Origin of the sequence: Mesorhizobium sp. WSM4310 (genome assembly GCF_007003935.1) — a bacterium.
Taxonomy (GTDB): Bacteria; Pseudomonadota; Alphaproteobacteria; order Rhizobiales; family Rhizobiaceae; genus Mesorhizobium.
This window is the reverse complement of the sequence record NZ_VFTA01000022.1, coordinates 111126-130779: the sequence shown is the minus strand read 5'-3', so window position 1 is coordinate 130779 and position 19654 is coordinate 111126. Positions and strand designations below refer to the sequence as shown.

Annotated in this window: 19 protein-coding genes; 8 read left to right on the top strand and 11 right to left on the bottom strand. The window is 61.6% G+C overall.

The genetic code is table 11. From position 1 onward, the window contains the following. The 5 genes from FJV80_RS22650 to FJV80_RS22630 all read left to right on the top strand — a co-directional run. The coding region (locus FJV80_RS22650; RefSeq protein ID WP_142877459.1) for a type I secretion C-terminal target domain-containing protein at positions 1 to 2804 on the top strand (2804 nt) is incomplete at its 5' end. Positions 2805 to 2831: 27 nt separating this feature from the next. Continuing rightward, entirely contained in the window at positions 2832 to 3200 is a 369-nt protein-coding gene (locus FJV80_RS22645) for a hypothetical protein (protein WP_245318312.1), read from the top strand. Positions 3201 to 3528: 328 nt separating this feature from the next. Beyond that, positions 3529 to 4728: an ABC transporter substrate-binding protein gene (locus FJV80_RS22640; protein ID WP_142877458.1), complete on the top strand. Its 1200-nt coding sequence runs from the start codon at positions 3529 to 3531 to the stop codon at positions 4726 to 4728. A gap of 18 nt (positions 4729 to 4746) precedes the next feature. Continuing rightward, positions 4747 to 5469, top strand: coding sequence for a thermonuclease family protein (locus tag FJV80_RS22635; protein ID WP_246689017.1), 723 nt, complete (start codon positions 4747 to 4749; stop codon positions 5467 to 5469). Positions 5470 to 5629: 160 nt separating this feature from the next. Further along, positions 5630 to 6382 (top strand): GGDEF domain-containing protein, encoded by a 753-nt coding sequence (locus FJV80_RS22630; protein ID WP_246689016.1) that lies wholly within the window; start codon positions 5630 to 5632, stop codon positions 6380 to 6382. A gap of 184 nt (positions 6383 to 6566) precedes the next feature. Here FJV80_RS22630 and FJV80_RS22625 read toward each other — a convergent pair whose 3' ends face one another. Beyond that, positions 6567 to 7799 (bottom strand): MFS transporter, encoded by a 1233-nt coding sequence (locus tag FJV80_RS22625; protein ID WP_095789803.1) that lies wholly within the window; start codon positions 7797 to 7799, stop codon positions 6567 to 6569. Between the two features lie 18 nt (positions 7800 to 7817). Continuing rightward, positions 7818 to 8483, bottom strand: coding sequence for a peroxiredoxin-like family protein (locus tag FJV80_RS22620; protein ID WP_095775307.1), 666 nt, complete (start codon positions 8481 to 8483; stop codon positions 7818 to 7820). Between the two features lie 110 nt (positions 8484 to 8593). On the opposite strand from FJV80_RS22620, the gene FJV80_RS22615 reads away from it, so the two are divergent. Together FJV80_RS22615 and FJV80_RS22610 are read left to right on the top strand one after the other, a co-directional pair. Continuing rightward, on the top strand, positions 8594 to 9484 hold the full coding sequence (locus tag FJV80_RS22615; protein WP_095775306.1) for a LysR family transcriptional regulator: 891 nt from the start codon (positions 8594 to 8596) through the stop codon (positions 9482 to 9484). A gap of 146 nt (positions 9485 to 9630) precedes the next feature. Then, positions 9631 to 10536, top strand: a complete 906-nt coding sequence (locus tag FJV80_RS22610) for a LysR family transcriptional regulator (RefSeq protein ID WP_142877457.1) — start codon at positions 9631 to 9633, stop codon at positions 10534 to 10536. On the opposite strand, the gene FJV80_RS22605 is transcribed toward FJV80_RS22610, so the two are convergent. The 5 genes from FJV80_RS22605 to FJV80_RS22585 are packed head-to-tail and all read right to left on the bottom strand — an operon-like array spanning position 10520 to position 14909. Continuing rightward, positions 10520 to 11224 (bottom strand): peroxiredoxin-like family protein, encoded by a 705-nt coding sequence (locus FJV80_RS22605; RefSeq protein WP_095775304.1) that lies wholly within the window; start codon positions 11222 to 11224, stop codon positions 10520 to 10522. The genes FJV80_RS22610 and FJV80_RS22605 overlap by 17 nt on opposite strands. A gap of 28 nt (positions 11225 to 11252) precedes the next feature. Beyond that, positions 11253 to 11489, bottom strand: coding sequence for a hypothetical protein (locus FJV80_RS22600; protein ID WP_142877456.1), 237 nt, complete (start codon positions 11487 to 11489; stop codon positions 11253 to 11255). 19 nt (positions 11490 to 11508) lie between these two features. After that, a complete protein-coding gene (locus FJV80_RS22595) occupies positions 11509 to 12903 on the bottom strand; it encodes an NAD(P)/FAD-dependent oxidoreductase (protein ID WP_142877455.1) in 1395 nt (464 codons plus the stop codon). 42 nt (positions 12904 to 12945) lie between these two features. Then, positions 12946 to 14103, bottom strand: a complete 1158-nt coding sequence (locus tag FJV80_RS22590) for a patatin-like phospholipase family protein (protein ID WP_142877454.1) — start codon at positions 14101 to 14103, stop codon at positions 12946 to 12948. A 23-nt stretch (positions 14104 to 14126) separates the two neighbouring features. Beyond that, positions 14127 to 14909 (bottom strand): 3-hydroxybutyrate dehydrogenase, encoded by a 783-nt coding sequence (locus FJV80_RS22585; RefSeq protein WP_142877453.1) that lies wholly within the window; start codon positions 14907 to 14909, stop codon positions 14127 to 14129. Positions 14910 to 15183: 274 nt separating this feature from the next. Here FJV80_RS22585 and FJV80_RS22580 point away from each other — a divergent pair, with 274 nt between their 5' ends. Next, positions 15184 to 16095, top strand: a complete 912-nt coding sequence (locus FJV80_RS22580; protein ID WP_095775300.1) for a LysR family transcriptional regulator — start codon at positions 15184 to 15186, stop codon at positions 16093 to 16095. A gap of 63 nt (positions 16096 to 16158) precedes the next feature. On the opposite strand, the gene FJV80_RS22575 is transcribed toward FJV80_RS22580, so the two are convergent. The 4 genes from FJV80_RS22575 to FJV80_RS22560 form a co-directional block, all read right to left on the bottom strand. Beyond that, on the bottom strand, positions 16159 to 16623 hold the full coding sequence (locus FJV80_RS22575) for a DUF302 domain-containing protein (protein ID WP_095793794.1): 465 nt from the start codon (positions 16621 to 16623) through the stop codon (positions 16159 to 16161). Positions 16624 to 16664: 41 nt separating this feature from the next. Next, positions 16665 to 17867: an MFS transporter gene (locus FJV80_RS22570; RefSeq protein WP_095793795.1), complete on the bottom strand. Its 1203-nt coding sequence runs from the start codon at positions 17865 to 17867 to the stop codon at positions 16665 to 16667. A 93-nt stretch (positions 17868 to 17960) separates the two neighbouring features. Next, on the bottom strand, positions 17961 to 18443 hold the full coding sequence (locus FJV80_RS22565) for a cupin (RefSeq protein ID WP_142877452.1): 483 nt from the start codon (positions 18441 to 18443) through the stop codon (positions 17961 to 17963). 195 nt (positions 18444 to 18638) lie between these two features. Further along, a complete protein-coding gene (locus FJV80_RS22560) occupies positions 18639 to 19553 on the bottom strand; it encodes a LysR family transcriptional regulator (protein ID WP_095775296.1) in 915 nt (304 codons plus the stop codon). Between the last annotated feature and the right edge of the window lie 101 nt (positions 19554 to 19654).

Sequence of the window (19654 nt, the reverse complement as noted above, 5' to 3'; positions counted from 1 at the left end):
ATGACGCCGACGACACGGCTGCAACGGCCGCGACCGGCACGCTGACCGTGACAGTCGACGACGACATACCGGTTGCGAAAGTCGTGACGGCAACCCCCGTACTGGACGACGATGCACAGACGCTGTTTACCGGCAATCCGGGAGGGACGAGCGATGTCGCCGACGCGAAAGTCTTGTCGGGCGGCGCGGGGTCGCTGTTTACGGTGGGCGCGGACGGCCTGAAAGCACTCAGCTTTGCCGGCCCCAATGTAATGGCGATCTACAAGACCCCAAGCGGGCTCGCCGCACAGGAGGGAGTGCAATACGCTACGACGACGAATGCCGGGCACACGATTCTCACCGCGACCGGTGTGATCTCAGGCAGCACAGTGTTCGTGCTCGACGTTGCGCCAGACGGTTCCTACGCCTTCACTCTGTCGGAACCGCTGGTGCACCCCACCGTCGGCACGACGGAAGAGACCATGAATGTGACGATCGGCTTCACGGTCACGGATGGTGACTCCGATGCGGCAACCGGCTCGCTTACAGTGCAGGTGAACGACGACACACCGACCTTCACGCACATCACGAATGGTATCGTCGCCAATCAAGACAACAACGTTGTGGTTGGCACGCACAACCTTGCCTTCGGTGCCGATGGCGAGCAGTCGATCGAGATCACGCCGCTAACTAACATCAGCGGACTGACATATCTGCCTGTAGTCCACAATGCTGATGGCTCTGCGGATCTCATCGCGCAGGCAGGAGGATCGAATTTCTTCGATCTGAAGATCAATGCTGATGGAACCTATAAGTTTACTTTGATCGAATCTCGCCCCGTTGCCAATCAGACATTCGATTTCAGCGGCGTGTCTGGCGGTGCTAGTACCATACAGTTCACACTGGGAGATGCTACCTTCAAGGCGGTTGATACCAACAACAACGGCAGCATCGGCAGCACCGAAGAACTGAAGCCGACAAGCAATGGCTTTGGCGTCCAAAATGGAAACCTGGATGTGGGAGAGCAATTTCAGGTCAACTTCGCAACAGCAATCGACAAGCTAAACTTCTTCGTGGAGCATGAGGCCGCCGGTGCTTTCACGATGACCTGGACAACGAATACCGGGCAGTCGGGTACCGCCACGACCAGCGTGGACGGCTTGCTCACCATCGATCCGACAGGCGATTTCACCTCCATCACGTTCACTGTCACGGAAGGCAAAGCCAAATTCGACAATTTCGGCTATTCGAAGCTTATCCTGCCTTCAGACCAGACGTTCAATTTCTCCGTGTCAGGCGTGGACGGGGACGGCGATCATTCCGCCAGTCAAACGCTGTCGATCACCGCTCTGGGCGAACACCCGGCAGGCACTCCGATCAATGGGACGGCAGGCGACGATGCTATAACAGGGACGTCCGGTAGCGACACCATCAACGGCCTCGCGGGCGGGGACACGATGACCGGCGGAGCCGGCGCCGACACCTTCATCATCGGGACCGGCGACTCGACGCCCGTCATCGGCGGATCCGGCAATGCCGGCACGATCTCGGGCTATGACATCATAACGGACTTCGTCGCCGGGACCGACAAATTGACCCTGCCCGGTACGCTGGTGGCGGCCACTGCCGGCCTCGTCGACGGGGCAGGAGATTCCGTCCTGACGATCGGCGGAGACACGGTTGAGTCCCATTCGGTCACGAACGGCATCGCCAGTTTCTTCGGGACCGATGCCGGCGCCTCGCCCTTGGCGATCGCCACAACATCGGGCGTGGCCGCGGCGGTCCAGTATCTCATGGGCACGGACATCGGCAATGCAGGGGCGACGCTCGCATTCACGGCAACGATCTCCGGGGTGAATCACACCTACGTCTATACCCAGACAACCGCCAGCGCCGGCGTCGGAGCGCTGGTCGATCTCCAGGGCGTCACCGTAGCGAACCTGAACACGTTGATCGGTGGATCGGTCGATCCCGTTATCCTCGACTTGAACCACAATGGCTTTACCTTCTCCGATGTCAGCCACGGTGTTCAGTTCGACATGAACGGCGACGGCACCAAGGAACAACTGGCCTGGAACACGTCGAAGGACGGCATGCTGGCGGTCGACCTCAACCACGACGGCAAGATCAATGACGGCACCGAGCTGTTCACGCCGAACTTCGGCGGCGGCCATTTCGCCAGTGGGGCTGCCGCACTGACTTCGCTCGACAGCAACCATGATGGCGTCATCGATCACAACGACGCGGCGTTCAGCAGCCTGCTGATCTGGAAGGACGCCAACGCCAACGGCACCAGCGACGCCGGAGAACTGTCAAGCCTTGCCGACAATGGTGTTGCCTCCATCAGCACCGCAGCGCATCCGGCTGTCGGCGAAATCGACGGGCAGGCCTTGACCGGCAACGGCACGTTCCAGATGACCGACGGCACGAGCGGTAACTATATAGAGGTGGAACTCGATACATCGCTGGTTGCCCCGGCGCAGCCATCGGTGGCCTCCGATGGTACCCGGACATTCGCTATCGGCTCGCTCGAAGTCGCCGATCTGATCGCCGACTTCCACGACGGCGCCAACGGCGACAAGATCGATCTCTCCTCGCTGCTGAAAGGTCTGGCCGGCGTCACCGATCTCGAAGCCGGCGGCTTTGTGGAGATCTCGCAGTCCTTGGCCAATGCGGCGAATGCCGAAGTCAAGGTCGACACGAATGGCGGTGGCGACAACTACCATACGGTCGCCGTGCTGGAGAACTATACGTTCCACAGTGCTGCGGAAGCGGTGAAAATACTCTACGATGACAGCCACGGCACCAAGACGGACGTGGCCTAAGGGGCGAAAGGGACGAGGTGGATGAGCATGAACAGAATTTTGCGTGTGGCTTTCGGGGCCGGGCTGCTGTCGATTGTTGCGACCGGGCTTGAAGCCGCGGACATCATCGAGGGACCTGTAGGCGACTATTGCCGCACCGTCGGCACGTCCAACCTGGTGTTGAACGACAATATCGTCGACCTCAAGCAGCAGGTGGTGAAGCTGATGGACGAATCGGTTGCGGTCGCCAAGAGCCCGGAATGGATCAACTCATCCCGGCCTGCCTTCGTCTGGGCTTCGGAAGCCAAGGTCGCCTGCGGCATGGCCTATGGCTATCTGAAGACGAACTACAAAGACGAAGACACGCTCAACAAATGCGAGTGTTTCCACGATCGCATGGTCGAGTACATGCACTGACCGGATGGGCCGCGCCTGTTGGCCATCATGACATCGGACGGATCAATTTCATCGGCGATCGCCGCAACGATCGCCCTGTCCAGCCTTGATCTGTCCGCCGCGCAGGCCGGCGCCAACCGGCTGGGCCGGTGCCGATTGCGTGCGCGGCGTGTTCGTACCCGGGCCACGACAGATGAAATGCTGCCGACTATCGCGCCGCCAGGCGCGTCAAGGCGCCGACTCCCGGCTTTCGCCGATTAAAGAACAGCAAGACGGCGCGGCAAGTCCGCCGTAACATGAATTGAGGACCAGACCGGGCAATATCCGGCGGCAGACGAGTGGAGCAATCATGGAAGCTGTCCGGCAGGGCCGCAGTCCGCGGATCTGGGCAATCGCCCTGGCGCTCACCATGCCGTTGTCGGGCTGCCAGTCGAAAGGCGGCGTTTCCGAAGTGCTCGATCCGGCCGCCGTCGCCGCGCCCGCGGGACAGAATGGCGCCGCCGGCGCCGCTCCGGCCCGGGCGAGCCAGTCGCTCGGCACCGGTTCGGCCAAAGTCACGATGCTGCTGCCCTTGTCCGCTCCCGGCCCGTCAGGGGAAACCGGGCGCAAGATGCTCGACGGCGCCAAGCTGGCGATGACGGATATCGGCAATGGGTTGCTGACGCTGACGATAGAGGACACGAAAGGCGACAGCGCGCAGGCCGGCAAATTGGCCGTGCAAGCCATCACGACGGGATCCAAGGTCGTCATCGGTCCGACCGAACTGCCGGCGGCCCAGCATATTGCCACGCTGTCCGGCTCGACGCGCCCCCCGGTTCTGGCGCTTGCCGACAATTTCGCCGGCAGCGCCGGGGTTTATGCCGTGCGCCTCAGCGAAGCCGACAGCGCCGCGGCGGGTGCCGCGGGGCTCGCCGCGAAAGGCCGCAAGAAGTTCGTGTTGCTTGTCGCGGAAGGCTCGAACGCCAGCGCCGTGGAGAAGCGGGTGGCGAACGGCCTCAGCATCTATGGCGCGACGCTCGCGGTCACCCTGCCCTATCCGGCCGGCGACGGGGGCAGCAAGGCTGTCGACCAGATGGGCTCACTCGTCGACGCTCCCGACGCTGTCATTATTGCCAGCGGCGATGCCAGCCCCGCGCCCGTCCTTGCCGCCCTGAAATCAAAGGGCATTCCGGCGAAAGCGGTTTCAATCGTCGGAACCGACCGTTGGCTGGAGCGCCCGATGGATCCACTGTTCGAGGGGGCATACATCGCCACGCTCGATCCAGGCGAAACTGGACCGATCGCCGACCGCTTCAGGACGACATACAATTATCCTGCCGACGTCAATGTGGCCTATGCCTATGATATGGTTGCCCTGACCGCAGGAATTGCCAGCGCCGTCGGACCCAACGGCTTCAGCAAACAGACCCTCGAAAACCCGAACGGGTTTCGCGGATCGACGGGTTTGTTCCGTTTTCGAGCTGACGGTTCCAGTCAAAGATCGATGCCATTCTATCGGATAGAAAAGGGTGCGCTCAAACTGGTTGCCAAATCGACGTCGGGCTTCTGACCGGCCGCCGGCGGGACCTTGCGTGAACGCCGCGCCGGCCTGATGGGCCGGCATGCCCGCCTGGTGATCGCGATCGGGGGCCTCGAGCTCATGCTCGGAATTGTCCTGATCATGCAGGCCGGAGCCTTGCTTTCTCTCGGCCGGCCTGGCCGTGCGCCTTCCCTGGAAATTGCCGGCAAGCAAGCAACCCCGACGGCCGCGGCCATTCCCGACGGACAGTTGCGGGAACCGGCGCGGCGTATTGCCGAGGGCCTTATCGCTCCCCCGCCGGTCGACGTGTCGGAAATCGAGCGGGTCGAAGCCCGGCCGCCGCTCGGAGAACTCGGCCTAGCCGTCCGCCCCAAAACGCCCATGCCGCAGGACTGGCATGAAACCCTGCTCTACCGTCCGATTGCAACGTCGTCGGCGGTTTTCGAATCGATGGGGTGGAAGGTGGTCATCAGCGGGGCTCAGGACATCGGCGTGGACCAGACCTGTTCGTTTCGCGACGAGGTCTGGCCCTGCGGCCAGCAGGCCCGCGCGGCCTTCAATGCCTGGCTGCGGGGGCGCGCGCTGAACTGCTTCCTGCCGCCGGAAACCGAGCGCTTCGCCATCGCCGCGCCGTGCCGTCTGGGCAAGCAGGATGTCGGCGCCTGGCTGGTGTCCAACGGCTGGGCGATGGCGCTGCCCGGCGGTATCTATGGCAAGGCGGAAACAATTGCCAGGAATGCCGGAATGGGTATCTTCGGACCGCCGCAATAGGCAGAGTTTGATCGTCAAATGCAGGGTTTTTCGCAGACCGAGTTCGTCCCCGGTATGGAAAAACACCATTCGGCCTTTTTCCATCAAATTGTACAGTTCGGCGAAACCGAAATTACGGCAGGCAGGCCTTATACCAGCCGACCTGACAGGAGATTGGCCAATGACGAGACCGATGGCGACCACCACTGCCCAGCCCTGGAAGCAGGTCGCGTGGCTGACATTGCTGGGGACCGCCGGAAGCCTCGGCCTTTCCCTTGGGCTCAACTACCTCCTCCTGTTCAGCGACGCGCTGACGCCATTCGCCCGCAGCATGATCACCGCGGGACTGCTGCCGGTCATCATCGGCCTGCCGCTTTTCGCGCTGATCGGCTGGAACCGGGTCGAGATCCACCGCTACCGGCAGGAACTCAACAGGTCCGGGACGTATGACAGGCTGACGGGCTGCCTGAACGGGCCGGTTTTCACGTCGATGGTCGAGCGACGTGCAGCCAGGCGATCGGGGCCAGGACCGCGCTCGGGCGCCTTCCTGATCATCCACCCCGAACACCTTCGATCCATCAACATGCGCTTCGGCCTTGAATGGGGCGACGAGGCCTTGCGGCTCATCGTCTCGACCATCCAGTCGTCGGTGCGCGAGGAGGACCTGATCGGACGCATCGGGGCCTCGATGTTCGGGGTTTTCCTCGCTGGCGCGACCGAAGCGGAGGCCAAGGAGATCGGCGAGCGCATCCGCACCCGTATCGCGCAAGTCTATTTCGCGCCAAAAGGCACCGAGGATGTCCTCACCATCAAGGTCGGCGGCGTGATGCTGGAAAAGGAGATGGAGTTCTCGGACATGTTCCGGTCGGCCGAACAACACCTGTCCGAAGCGCAGGATGAAGCCGGGTTCGAACTGACGCATCTCCACAGCTGACGACAGCCGGGGCGGCAAAGCGGGTCAATTCAGGGGAACTGGTGCTGCGAGAGAGGATTGAACGCTGAATACCTCTATATAAATCAATATCTTACGTCAATAGTTTGTAACATTGTGACGACCGACAAGATGACCTCGAAAGACACCTCCGGTGCCGTATTAAGGTCAGCACCCGCTGAAACCTTTACATCAGTCCATGCGCTATTAGTCGCGCAGCCGGCATCCGCCGCAGCGCTACCATTGCGACAACGCCCAGCAGCGGGCCAGGCGCGAGGATCAGGAAGCTCCAGCGCCAGCCGAAAACCTCCGCCACCGATGAAGTCAGGTGGATCGAGACAAAGGTGAGCGCGATGCCGACGCTCAACTGCAACGAGAGTGCCGTGCCGACATAGCGCGGGTCGCTCAATTCGGTGGTCATTGCGGAAAACTGCGCGGAATCGCCGATGACGGTCATCCCCCAGAGAATGGCGATGGCGATGAACAGCCAAAGCGGCCCGTCGAAGGCGAGGCCGATCGTCAGCGCGCAAAATCCCGAAAGCGTCATCATCATTGCTGCTGTTGCCGTGCGGCCGATGCGGTCGGCGACAATCCCGCCCAGGATCGAGCCGATCCCGCCAGACGCGACGACAAGGAAGGCAAGCAGGGACGCCATCCTTGGGCCATCGGTGCCTAGGCCGGGGCTTCCCGCCCTGATATAGGCCAGCATCCAGCCCCACATGGCGTAGAGCTCCCACATGTGTCCGAGATAGCCGAGATTGGCGAGAGCCAGCGGGCGGTTCTGCAGGACCGCCCGGATATGGCGGCGGTCGAAGGTAGATTTGGCGAAGGGATAAGGGCCTTCACTGCCAAGACACAGGATCAGGATTGCGCCTGCCAATGCAGCGAGCGAGGTCGCGATGATGACATCCTGCCAGGAGACATCGGTCGCAAATGCGGACAGCAGATGCGGAAACGCCGATCCTAGCGTCAGCGCCGCGAGCAAGGCACCCAGTGCCACGCCGCGCCCGCGGCGGAACCAGGTCGAAACCAGTTTGAGCGCCGGTGGATAGACACCTGCCAGGGCCACGCCGGTGGCGAAGCGGGCAAGCAGCAGCAAGCCGACGGACGGGGTGACCAGCAGGCAGAGATTGGCAATCGCGGTGATCAGGGCACTGATGCCGATCACCTTGCGAAGCGAGACGATGTCCAGCAGGCCAGCAATGCTGGAGGCGAGCGCGCCAACCGCGAAGCCGACCTGCACGGCGCCTGTGATCCAGGCGCCTTGCGCCGGCGACAACCCCCAGACTTGCGTCAGCTGCGGCGCGATCGCGGTAGCCGAGAACCAGGCAGTCATGGGCAGGAAGGCGCCGGCGCAGATCACCGCCAGCATCGACCAGCGCCGGCCGGCGCCAATGCCGACCGGGTTTGTGGCTGCCATGGGTTCCATCTGGCGGTCTCAGACGGTGACGACGTTTTGCAACCGCTTCAGCAGCGGAAGCAGACCGGCCGGGTCGGGTCGGATTGTGTAGTCCGGGCTCACCTCCGCGTAGACGATGATGCCATCGCGCCTGATCACGAACCGCGCCGGCATCGGCAAGGTCCATGACGGGTCTTCGTTGATGGCAGGCAGATCGACGCCGAAACTCTTGTAGAGCGCGATCAGATCGTCGGGCAGGCGGAAGCGCAGGCCAAAGGCGCTGGCGACCTCGCCGTTCGGATCGCTCAGCATCGGGAACGTTACCTGCTTGTCGCGCTTGGCCTTGCGACCGTTCGCCGGTGATTGTGGGGAGATGGAGACCAGTTGCGCGCCGGTGGCGTTGATTGCCGGCCAGGTTTCCTCCAGTGCGCCAAGTTCGATGTTGCAATAGGGGCACCAGACACCGCGGTAGAAGCTGAGCACCAGCGGACCGAGCGCCAGCAGGTCGGCCGACGAAACGAGGCCGCCGTCAGCCTCCATCAATGTGAAGGTCGGCGCGACAGCACCGACCCCCAAGGCGCGGGCGGCCTGACCGGAAGCGAGAAGCTCGGCGGTGGCGCGATGCATGATCTCGACCGCCTGTCTGGGCGCCTTCTTGCTCTCAAAGTCGGCCTTGAAGGCATCAAGCTTGTCTTGAAGCGACATGGAATTACTCCGAAGATTCCTCACCGCTCTCACAGCGGCGGAAACGTCCTCGCCTATTTCCCAAAACAGGGGTAGCCTGCCGGAAAGGATAGCAATCATTCGGAAAATGGATGGCTGACCGGCTCCAGGAACTTGAAGTGTTTGTTCGGGTGGCGGAGCGTGGCAACCTTTCACAGGTCGCCCGCGAAATCGGGCTGTCGCAGCCCTCAGTGTCGCGGATTCTGAACGATCTGGAGGGGCGCATCGGCGCCCGCCTCCTCGTCCGCACCAGCCGGAAGGTCGGGCTGACCGAGGCGGGGCATGGTTATCTTGGACAGGTCCGGCCGCTGCTTGCCGAGCTTGGGGCGGCGGCCGATACCGCGGCCGGGAATGAGGAGTTGCGCGGGCTGCTGCGCGTCGAGCTGTCCGTCACTTTCGCCGTGCGCGCGCTCATTCCGCGGCTGCCCGGCCTTCTTGCCGAGCATCCCAACCTCTCCATTGAACTTATGATGGACGATCGCAGGCGAAGCCTTGTCGAAGAAGGCGCCGATGTCGCGGTGAGGCTCGGTCTACTCGACAGCTCCAGCCTGATGGTGCGCAAGGTCGGGCAGACGCCGCGACTGCTCGTGGCCTCACCGGACTACATTGCACGGCGCGGTTTGCCGCAAAGCCCTGGCGATCTGGTTCAGCACGAGGTCATCTTCGGCCCCTCCGACAGCACCGGCGCTACTTTTCAAGAACTGATCGGCCCGGAGGCCAACTTTACTCTGCCGGAAAGCCCGCGCATCCGGGTATCGAGTTCAGCCGGCGTCACCGCCTGCGTGCTGGCCGGACTTGGCGTGGCCTTCGGTTCCGGCTGGATGTTCAATGCCGAACTCTCGGACGGCCGCCTTCGCCGGCTGCTGCCGGAGTTTCCGCTGCCGACCATCCCCATCCATGTCCTGTTCCCGGCCGGGCGCCAGCCGAGCAAACGGGCAAGAGGGTTTGCCGATTGGCTAAGCAGATCGCTCGGTTCGTCATGACTCTAGATTGTCAGAGTCTTGATTGTCTTGCCGTCGGCGGCCATTCGCACCATGGTGCAGGCCACTTTGCTGAAAACGACTTATTGCGTTAATCTTCGAATATGCACCATCGCTGATAGCCCATTTCGCTGAGGGGGCGAAAATTCATGGAGATGCAGCAGGTCCGCTATTTTCTGGCCCTGTCCAACACGCTTAATTTCACCCGAGCAGCGGAAGAGTGCAATGTCACGCAGCCGGCCCTGACGCGTGCCATCAAGACCCTGGAAGACGAGTTGGGGGGTGAACTCCTTCGGCGCGAGCGCCAGCATTCCCATCTGACCGAGCTTGGCCGGCGCATGCTGCCCCTGCTACAACAATGTTACGATGCTGCCACCTCCGCAAAATCCCTCGCCAAGGCCGTGCAAAGCAGCGACGTTGCTCCTCTCAACGTCACCATTTCCAATAGCGTCAACATAGCGCTGCTGGTTTCACCGTTCACCGAGCTTTTCCGGGCCTACCCCGGAGTGCATCTCAAGATTAGTCGCGGTTCGCCGACCGCTGTCATCGACGCCCTCAAGAACGGCGAGGCCGAACTGGCGGTTGCCGGTCCGCTGGGACAGGCGTGGGATCGGCTCGACGCATGGCCGCTTTTCCAGGAAGGGATCGAACTCGTCGTGAACTCCGATCACCCTCTTGCCCGCCGAAACGAGGCGGACGTCGCGCTGAGCCAGTTGGCCGCAGAGCCCGTGCTCAGTCGGATCGACTGGGAAACGAGCGAAGATCTGTCGCGCGGTCTCTCGGCCAGAGGAATTTCGCCTCGCACCGCACATGAGGTTGAAACCGATCAGGACCTGTTGGCGCTGCTGGAAGCCAATGCAGGCGTTGGCTTTGTCTCCACAACTGCACCCCGCTCGCCCAACGTCCGCCGACTCAAGCTGCGTGATCTGGATGTTTCGCGGATCGTCGCCGTCTACGCTGTCGCCGGTCGACATCGCTCACAGGTGGCCATGACGCTCCTCAACCTCCTGCGATCGACCGACTGGTCGACGTTTGGCGTCAGCGAGCCCGCCTGAGCGCCGCGATCAAGTCGTCGATGTCCATCCGCCGACGGTAGTCGGGATCGACGAACCGATCTGTGATGGTGCCATCAGTTCCAACGACGAAAGTAGCAGGGATCGGCAGGAACCAGCTGCTGTTGCCCTGATAGTTCGGCAGATCGAGGCCGAGGCCCATCAACCGCTCCATCTCGGCTCCCACCCAGATCGCGAGGTTGAGGGACAAAGCGTAGCCATTGTCCATGTCCGTCAGGAAAGGAAACTGAGCACCAACCGAGGCCTTCATGGCCTTTGCGAATTTGCGCCGCTCCGGCATGATCACCACGACCTGGCCGCGCAGCGTCGTAATCTCCTGTTGGGCTTCGACGATGCCGATCGCATTCAGGCGGCAATAGGGACACCAATGTCCGCGCTGAAACGTAATGACGGCCGGCCCGTGGCTAAGGATTTCAGATAGGCTCACGAGCCTGCCCTCGTCATCAGGCAGCAGGAATGCGGGCATGACATCGCCGGGGGCGGGAGCACTTGCACCAGCTCCCTGTTCCCTGAGGCGCGCCACGAGCCGGTCAACCGCGTCAGCGAACTCCGAGTTCAGTCTGCGCACTGCGCTCGCGATCACCGCCAGCCTCTCGTTGAGAGGTGCATCGAGTTCGATGGCAGCCTGGACGGACTGTTCAAATGTCATTGGCTGGTCGTCGGCGGCCATTTCTGCACTTTCGCAATTTCCATGCAGCCTAACATTGAAGCCCCACGGAGACGGCCATGTTTTTCTTGCATGGAGTCGATGCCCTGCGTGCATCGAAGCTATCCGGATTCATCTTCCGTTCGGTATTGCGGCTCGAATCGTTACAGCAGATTTCCTGACTTCCGAAGCGGAAGTCTGAAAGCGGCAGCCAGGCATCGCGTGTGGCTACTGTCACAGCCATCCCAGCACCACCGCCACCGAGGATCGCGACATCATATTTTTTCACCGTCCCGGCCTACCGAGATTCAATGCAATTTGACCCGCGGTTTGGTGCGGTGCGACAGGATACCCACGATCGTATCCCGCATGGCCTTGAAGGTCCCGTGCACCGCCTTGAGATGCATCTTGTAGAGCGAATGATACATCAGCCGGGCAAGCAAACCCTCGACCTTCAGTCCGCCCACCAGGCTGCCAAAGGTGCCGTAGTCGGCCAGTGAAACGAGAGAACCGTAGTCGCGGAAACGGAACGCCGGCGCCGCCTGCCCCTCGAGGCGTGCCGCGATCACCTTGACTATATGATCGGCCTGCTGATGGGCCGTCTGGGCGCGCGGCGGCAAGGGGCCTTCGCTGCCTGGCAATACACAACTCGCGCAGTCGCCGATCGCAAACACATTTTCGTCTGCCTTTGCCCGCAGCGTCTCATCCACGACCAAGCGGTTGATGCGATCGGTATCGAGGCCATCGAGCCTTTTCAGAAAATCTGGCGCCTTGATCCCGGCGGACCACACGACGAGTTCGGCCGGCACGAACAGCTTCTCTCCAAGCCTGATACCGTCTTCTGTCACTTCGGTGACCTTGATGCCGCATCGGATCTGAACGCCGAGATCTACAAGCCGGTGCGCAGAAGAGCGCGCAAGGTGTTCCGGCAAAGCCGGCAGGATGCGCGGTCCCGCCTCGACGATGGTGATGCGGATCAGCCTCTCGAAATCGATGTTGTCGAGATTGTGCGAGGCGATTTCCCGCATCGACTTGTGCAACTCGGCGGCCAGTTCAACGCCGGTGGCTCCGGCGCCAACGATGATGCAATGGAGCTGGCCCGGTGAGAGCTGCTCGTATTGCGCATTGGCACGCAGACAGGCGTCGACCATGCGCCTGTTAAAGCGGGTGGCCTGGCCTGCGGTATCGAGCGCGATAGCATGACGCGCCGCTCCTGGCGTGCCGAAATCGTTGCTGACGCTGCCCACGGCCAGCACCAGCGTGTCGTAGCCTAGCACGCGTGGCGGGATGATCTGTCTGCCATCGTCGTCGAAGCTCGGCGCCACAAAAACTTGGCGCTTGGCGCGGTCGATGCCGACGACTTCGCCGATCCGGAAGCGATAGTGGTGGGTGCTGGCATGTGCGATGTATTCCACCGCATCGTTCGACGGGTTCAACGTGCCCGACGCCACCTCGTGCAGAAGTGGCTTCCAGACATGTGTGCGGTTGCGATCGACAAGTGTTATGGACAGCCGCCGCTTGCCGAATTTGCTGCCAAGCCGCGTTGCCAATTCGAGTCCGCCGGCACCACCGCCGACGATGACTACGCGATGCCGTGAACTGTCGGCGTGAGATGGCGTCTCCGGTAGCGTGCGGAAAAGCGCGGCATTGTTGGCAAGCACAGCTTCCGGAACCAGCCGCATCCCTGGAGTGACGATCTGCATCAATATTCTCCGTCTTTCTTCTCGGCGCCGCGATCGAACCGATCATTCTTGCGATTCGTGGATGACGATGCCCTGCAGCATGTCGACGTCGCATTCCCACGGCTTCTCCGAGAGGACGCGCCGGCCATGTTCGTATCCCGCCTGCCAGCGCGTGCGGATGCCGGCGCGCGTGAAGTCGATGTCCTTGGTGTGGTCCTCGCCGTCCAGGCGTGGCGAAAGCAGCCGCACAAGGTGCATGACCGACGGGCAACCATAGGAAGCAAGTTCCTTGAACATCGGATCCTCGCGCCGTTCCTCTGGAACCAGCTTTCCTATTTCGCGCACGACGTGCCGCAGACGATGCAGTTGCTCCTGACGGGCAACATGGCTCCGACCGCGGCTGGCGTATTGAAGGTCCTTTTGCCGGCCCATGACCTGCCAGATCGATTTGGGCTCGGTGGCGCGAGGCTGCCACATGTTGACGGCAAAGATCAGCGAGTCGCGCCGCGGACGGGCGTCGAGCACGACCTCGATGGGCGTGTTCGAATAGATGCCGCCGTCCCAGTAAGGCTCGCCGTCGATACGGACCGCCGGAAAGGCCGGCGGCAAGGCGCCCGACGCCATGATGTGCGCTGCCGACAAGGTCATCTCTCGGGTGTCGAAGTATTTGAGTTCACTGGTGTTGACGTTGACTGCGCCGACCGTCAGGCGGGTATGGTGCCCGTTGAGATAATCGAAGTCGATCAGGTCATTCAGCGTCCTCTTGAGCGGATCGGTCGTGTAATAGGAGGCGTTCTCGACGCCCACTTCGCGGTTCACTCCGAACATGGCGCCTGGATTCGGTTCGAAGAATCCCGGTATCCCCCGCATGACGGTGCCCATATTGGCGAAGACATTGCTTGGCACCATCATTCGAAAAAACTCATCGAGAGGGCTGATACGGCTGACGCCTTCCCAGAACTCCTGAAGCCTCGCCAGCCGAACCGTTGGATCGTTCCCGGCAATCAAGGCCGCGTTGATAGCGCCGATCGAGGTGCCGATGACCCAATCCGGCTCGATCCCGCCTTCGACGAGCGCCTGGTAGACACCGGCCTGATAGGCACCCAGGGCGCCACCACCTTGCAGCACCAACACCGTTTGCCGCTGAACGGAAGCATCGGCCGGATGGGGGACCTCCGGCAAAGGTTCGGCGATCGGAGGATTTCGGGTGATCTTGTTCATGGTTCTTGCTCCTCGTTGCCGGTTCAATGGGCCGTCCAGCCGCCTTCGATCGGGATGATGGCGCCGGTGATCGAGGCCGCATCGGTCGAGGCGAGGAACAGGCAGAGCGCCGCGACCTCGGCCACGGTGACGAACTGCTTGGTCGGCTGGGCCGCCAGGAGCACATCCTTGATCACCTGCTCCTCGGTGATACCGCGGGCCTTGGCCGTATCCGGTATCTGCTTTTCGACCAGCGGTGTGAGCACGTATCCCGGGCAAACCGCATTGACGGTGATGCCCTGTTCGGCGACCTCCAGCGCAACCGTCTTGGTCAGCCCGGCAATGCCATGCTTAGCGGCGACATAGGCGGATTTGTAGGGCGAGGCCACAAGGGCGTGGGCCGACGCAACGTTGATGATGCGGCCCCATTTGCGTTCTTTCATAGCCTGCAGCGCACGCCGGATCGTGTAGAAGGATGACATCAGATCGATCGCCACGACTGCTTCGAATTTCTCGATCGGAAAGTCATCGATAGGCGCGACATGCTGGATGCCGGCATTGTTCACGAGGATGTCGACCGCGCCGAACTCGGCGATTGCCTTGTCCATCATCGCGGTGATTGCGCTGCCCTTGCTCATATCCGCACCGTCGTAGCGAACAGGCACCCTATGGTCCGCGGCAAGTCTTGCCCGCAGCAACTCAATCTCGCCGGGATCGCCGAAACCGTTTAAGACGATATTGCAGCCCTTCGCGGCGAAGGCTTCGGCAATGCCTTGCCCGATGCCGCTGGTCGAGCCTGTGATCAGTGCCGTCTTTCCTCTGAGCATCGTTGTTTCCTTCGATTGGAACCGCAGCCAAAATGGCCCGCAAAACGCTGCGAGCACGGGCCCTGGGCCCGGGTCTCGAGTTCTGGACCAAGTATGGCGGGCAGCTGGAGACAGCGGAAATGCCGTTGAGACATGGATTCGATAGCCGACGGTCAGATCGTCAACCTGTCGCCTGGGACATCATCACCAGATCGGGTTGTTTGACGTCGGGGCAACTAGTAAGATCACGCGGCAACGTGGGTCGTCCCGCATGCCAGCCGCTGGGGAGCTCGCAGTGGAGATCAGCCAGGTAAGATATTTCTTGGCCGTCGCCAAGGAACTGAATTTCACCAGGGCAGCAGAGCTGTGCAACGTTACGCAGCCGGCACTGTCACGCGCGATCAAGCTGCTCGAATACGAGTTCGGCGGCGCGCTTTTTCACCGCGAGCGACGCTTTACACATCTGACGGAACTTGGTCGCATGGTCGAGACCTATCTCGAAGGCGTTTTCGAGAACTCCCGGCAGGCAAAGGAGATCGCCGAGCAATATGTGCACCTTAAGAAAACGCCTCTCCGGGTCGGCATCATGAGCACGATAGCTCCGGATGAAATCATCGAACTCATCTCGTCCGTGCGCACACACCATCCCGGCGTTGAGCTTCATCTATGCGATGCCGATGCACCGAGCTTGCGACGACGGCTGCTCGGAGGCGACCTTGAGGCGGCTATTTACGCGCTGCCGTCAAATGTGCCCGATGAGGAAGTTCACTCCTTGCCGTTGTTTCAGGAACAGATGGTGATGGCTGTTCATCTCAACCATCGCTTGGCCAACCAGCCCAGCGTTCGGGTGACGGATATGAGCAATGAGACCTACATCCACCGCAACAATTGTGAATTTGCCGGTTATGCCGACGCCATTCTTTCCGAGCAGGGCGTCACGGTCAGTCCTGTTTACTGGAGCGATCGTGACGATTGGACGCTCGCGATGATCGCCGCCGGGCTTGGTTTCGGGTTCATGCCTGAGCATACCGCCAAGCACCCCGGAGTGGTGCCGTTGCCGATCACCGATCCGGAATTCTGGCGCGAGGTCAATCTCGTCACGGTGCGCGGCCGCAGGCATTCGCCGGCGGTTGGCGCGCTCGTGCGCGAGGCCACGCAGAAGAAGTGGTTCGGCGAGCGTGCAAAGGCGTTATCCGCCGCGGAATAGCCTCTGCGCGCAAACGCGTTCTTTCGCATGCCGGAGCGCGGCGTCTCCGGCACGTGTCCAGGCTCAGTTCTTCCTGATCGTCGAGGTCACGGACTGGATGACCTCGGTCGCCATCTTGAACTGCGGCGAGCGGTCGGTGATACCATGGCGCTTGGCGATCCAGTCGAAGTCGCTATAGGCGGCGTAAACCGCACCATCCGCTGTCTGGTAGACCAGCACGCGCACCGGCCAGTCGAGGCCGGCTTCCGGATTTGACGTGATGAAGGTCGTCCCAAGCGCCGGATTGCCAAACATCACCAGCCGCGACGGCCTGACATCGTTGCCGGCATTCTTGCCAAGTCTTGCTTGGTCGATGACGCCAAAGAACTTGATGCCCTTCTTGAGAACATCCCTCTTGATGCGCGCGACCGTCTCGCCGACGGAATAGTCGCTCTTCACCGTCACAACGCCATCAGAAGCGGCGGCCGGGATGACGGCAGCTATCAGGATGGCGGCTCCGGCAATCATGGTTTTCAGGGAGTTGGTCATGTCAGTCTCCTTTGTTGGATAGCCATTTTCGGTTCTGGGTGTCACGTTTTTGAGGGTTGCAGCACGCGCGCCACTGCGATCGCACCCGCAAGGAAGGCGGCGAGCACGGCCACGCATGCGGTCCACCCGACTCGGTCGTAAATCTGTCCGATGACGAAGCTGCCAGCGAGCCCACCCGCGTAGTAGGAGGCCAGGTAGATGCCGCTCGCGGCGGTGCGATCACGGGAGGCGGTCCGGCTGACATGTCCGGTAGCTATCGCTTGCGCCAGGAAGGTTCCCATTGCGACCAACGCCATCCCTGCAAGGACGATCGGCAGGCTGGTCGTGAGCAACAGCAGCAGCCCGGCGATTGCCATCGCAAGCGTTGCACCGATGCCGATCCTCGGGCCGAGACCGGCCGTGACACGCCCGGCGAGTGGCGTGGTCAACATCGATGGCAGGAAAACGAAATAGATCAGTCCCAGTGCCATCGGCGACAGCGACAGCGGCGGGGCAACAAGCTGGAAATTCACATAAGTGAAGGTTCCTATGAAGACGAAGAGGATCAGGAAGCCGATCGCGAAACAAGCGCGCAGTTCGGCATTTTCCAGCGGGCCCTTCCAGGACGCACGGACAGTTTGACCGATCGTATCGGCGCGCGTCGTTGCGGAAGTCTTTTGCAGCGTGTGCCAGACGAGCGCCGCGCCAAATAGATTGAGGGCCGCGAAGGTCAGGAAGTTGGTGGAGATGCCGAACGTGTCGGCGACGGCGGCCGACATCAGGCGTCCGAAAAAGTTGCTGGCGACGTTGCCCGTCACATAGGCGGCAAGCGCACTCGTCGTCTGCCGCGCGGAGAAATGCTCGGCCAGGTAGGCCATCGTCAGCGTGAACGCGGTCGACATGCACAGGCCTTGCGCCACACGCAAAAAGGCGAAGACGACGATGCTGTCTGTTTGCGAAAGCAGCGTCGTTGGGATGGCAAGGATGGCGAGGCTGATCCAGATGCCATTGCGGCGATCTATGCCGCGCCCGAACAGAGCGATGGCGATCCCGGCTACCGCCATGCCGAACGTGCTGGCATTGACGGCGAAGCCCATGGTCGCGCGGCTGACGCCGAATTTTATCACCAGTGAGGGCAGTATTGCTTGGGTGGCGAACAGATCGACAAGCGTAAGAAATGCGATCAACGCAACAAGGCCAAAACGCCAACTGTCGGCGGCCACCGTGTGCAGCCGCGCCGTCTCTGTCTGTTCACTGGTTGTCATGACGGGGCTCCGTGGCCGGACGTCCCCAGGAGATCACCCCGAGGACGCGCTTTCGGTTGCTGATGCTGGAATCTGTTCGCCGCGCCGAGCGGCTCACATCATGTGGTCTTCGTGCATTGCCGGCGGCAAGACGTCGGCGGAATAGAGCACGGCGGGAACATTACCGTTGTTCTTCCACCAGTGAGCGAGCTGGCCGAACTCGGCGGTCACGTCGCCTGCCGGATGCTCGATGCCGACCTTGCAGGTGCTGCGATATTCGGTGATCGAGCCTTCGACGACGATAATGTTGGCTGGGCGGACATTGTGCTCATGCCACGGCACGACGCCGCCCGGCTGCACGACGAGCTTGCGCAGGCGCAGCATATTGCCTTTCCAGGCCTCGCCCTTGCTGCTCAGATCGATCGCGGAGAGAACCGTGTCGACGACGCCGACCGGCTTGCTTGGATGTTCCTGGATGTCGGTCGTGGCGGCCTGGCCGGCTGGGCAGTCGCCGGCGAAGGCCGGAGCAGCGGAAAAGGCAGCAGTTGCTGAAAGCAGCCCGACCGCAAACGCGAGGTTGAGTTTCTTGATGGCCATCTTGTATTTCTCCTTTGTCGGTGCCCAAACGCGGGAGGCGGGGCATGACAGGGAGAGTGATCGGAGCCGCGAAGAAAGAGAAATGCTGACTGGCTTTCGATTCGATACCTGAAAACTATCGTGGACCATCACACCTGCATGTGAGGCACACGCGGCAAACCGCCTCGCGCGATCCTCTAATTCTTCGATTTTGCTTCAGGCAGCGGTCTTTTGGATCGCCTGGACAATCGCGCTCTCAGGCCAGCCATGCGCCTTGACGCTGTTTACGAAAGCCGATGCCGCAGGCGAGAACCTGCGGCCCGCAACGACAACCAGGGATACTTCCCGCCAGACCTCAGGATCAATGACGGGACGGACCTGCAACCCTGGAATCACCGCGCTGAATTCGGGGATGAAGCAGATGCCCAGTCCTCCGGACACCATATTCTGGATCCAGTCCTCGCGTTCGCTGGCGTAGGAGATCCTGAGCTTCACACCCCGATCCGTGCACAGGCCGGCGAGGTGATCGCGATACTCGCAATTGAGACGTCTGAGATAATTTTCGCCATCGAGTTCAGAGATGGCCACGTTGTCATTGCGAGCCAGCCGATGGCCGTTTGGAAAGGCGAGGACAAAGCGCTCGCGATAAAGCGGTGTGACGTCGAAGCGGTCCGGGAAGCTGTCGCTTGACGCCATGATGGCGACGTCGATCTCGCCCGACTCCAGAAGTTGGGAGAGCGATGCCGGCACGCCTTCGACCAGCTGCAGCTGGATGCCCTGCTGGCGTCTGTTGAAATCGGTCAGCAAGCCGGTGAAGCGACGCGGGCCGATGGTGCACATGACACCGACCTTGAGGTTGGCGTTTTCCAGGCACAGGAACCTCGATGCCTCCTGCCGCACTCCTGTCAGTTCGTCGAGTATCTGCTGAAAACGGGGGCGAAGAAGCACACCCAGATCGGTCAGGTGGGTCAAGCTTCGTTCACGACGAAACAGCAACCCTCCGACCTCCTCCTCGAGCTGCTGGATGGCGCGAGACAGCGCCGGCTGAGTGACGTTGCACTTTTCGCCTGCCCGCGTGAAGTTTCGTGTCTCGCACACGGCCAGGAAGTAGCGGATGTGGTGAATGTCCATGCCGATTTGTCCCGAGTTGCATACGAGGCTGTTCGTGCGTCGGAGACTGCAGCAAGGCTCGCTTTGGCGCCAATGCACTGCGGCTATAAAGTCGATAGCGG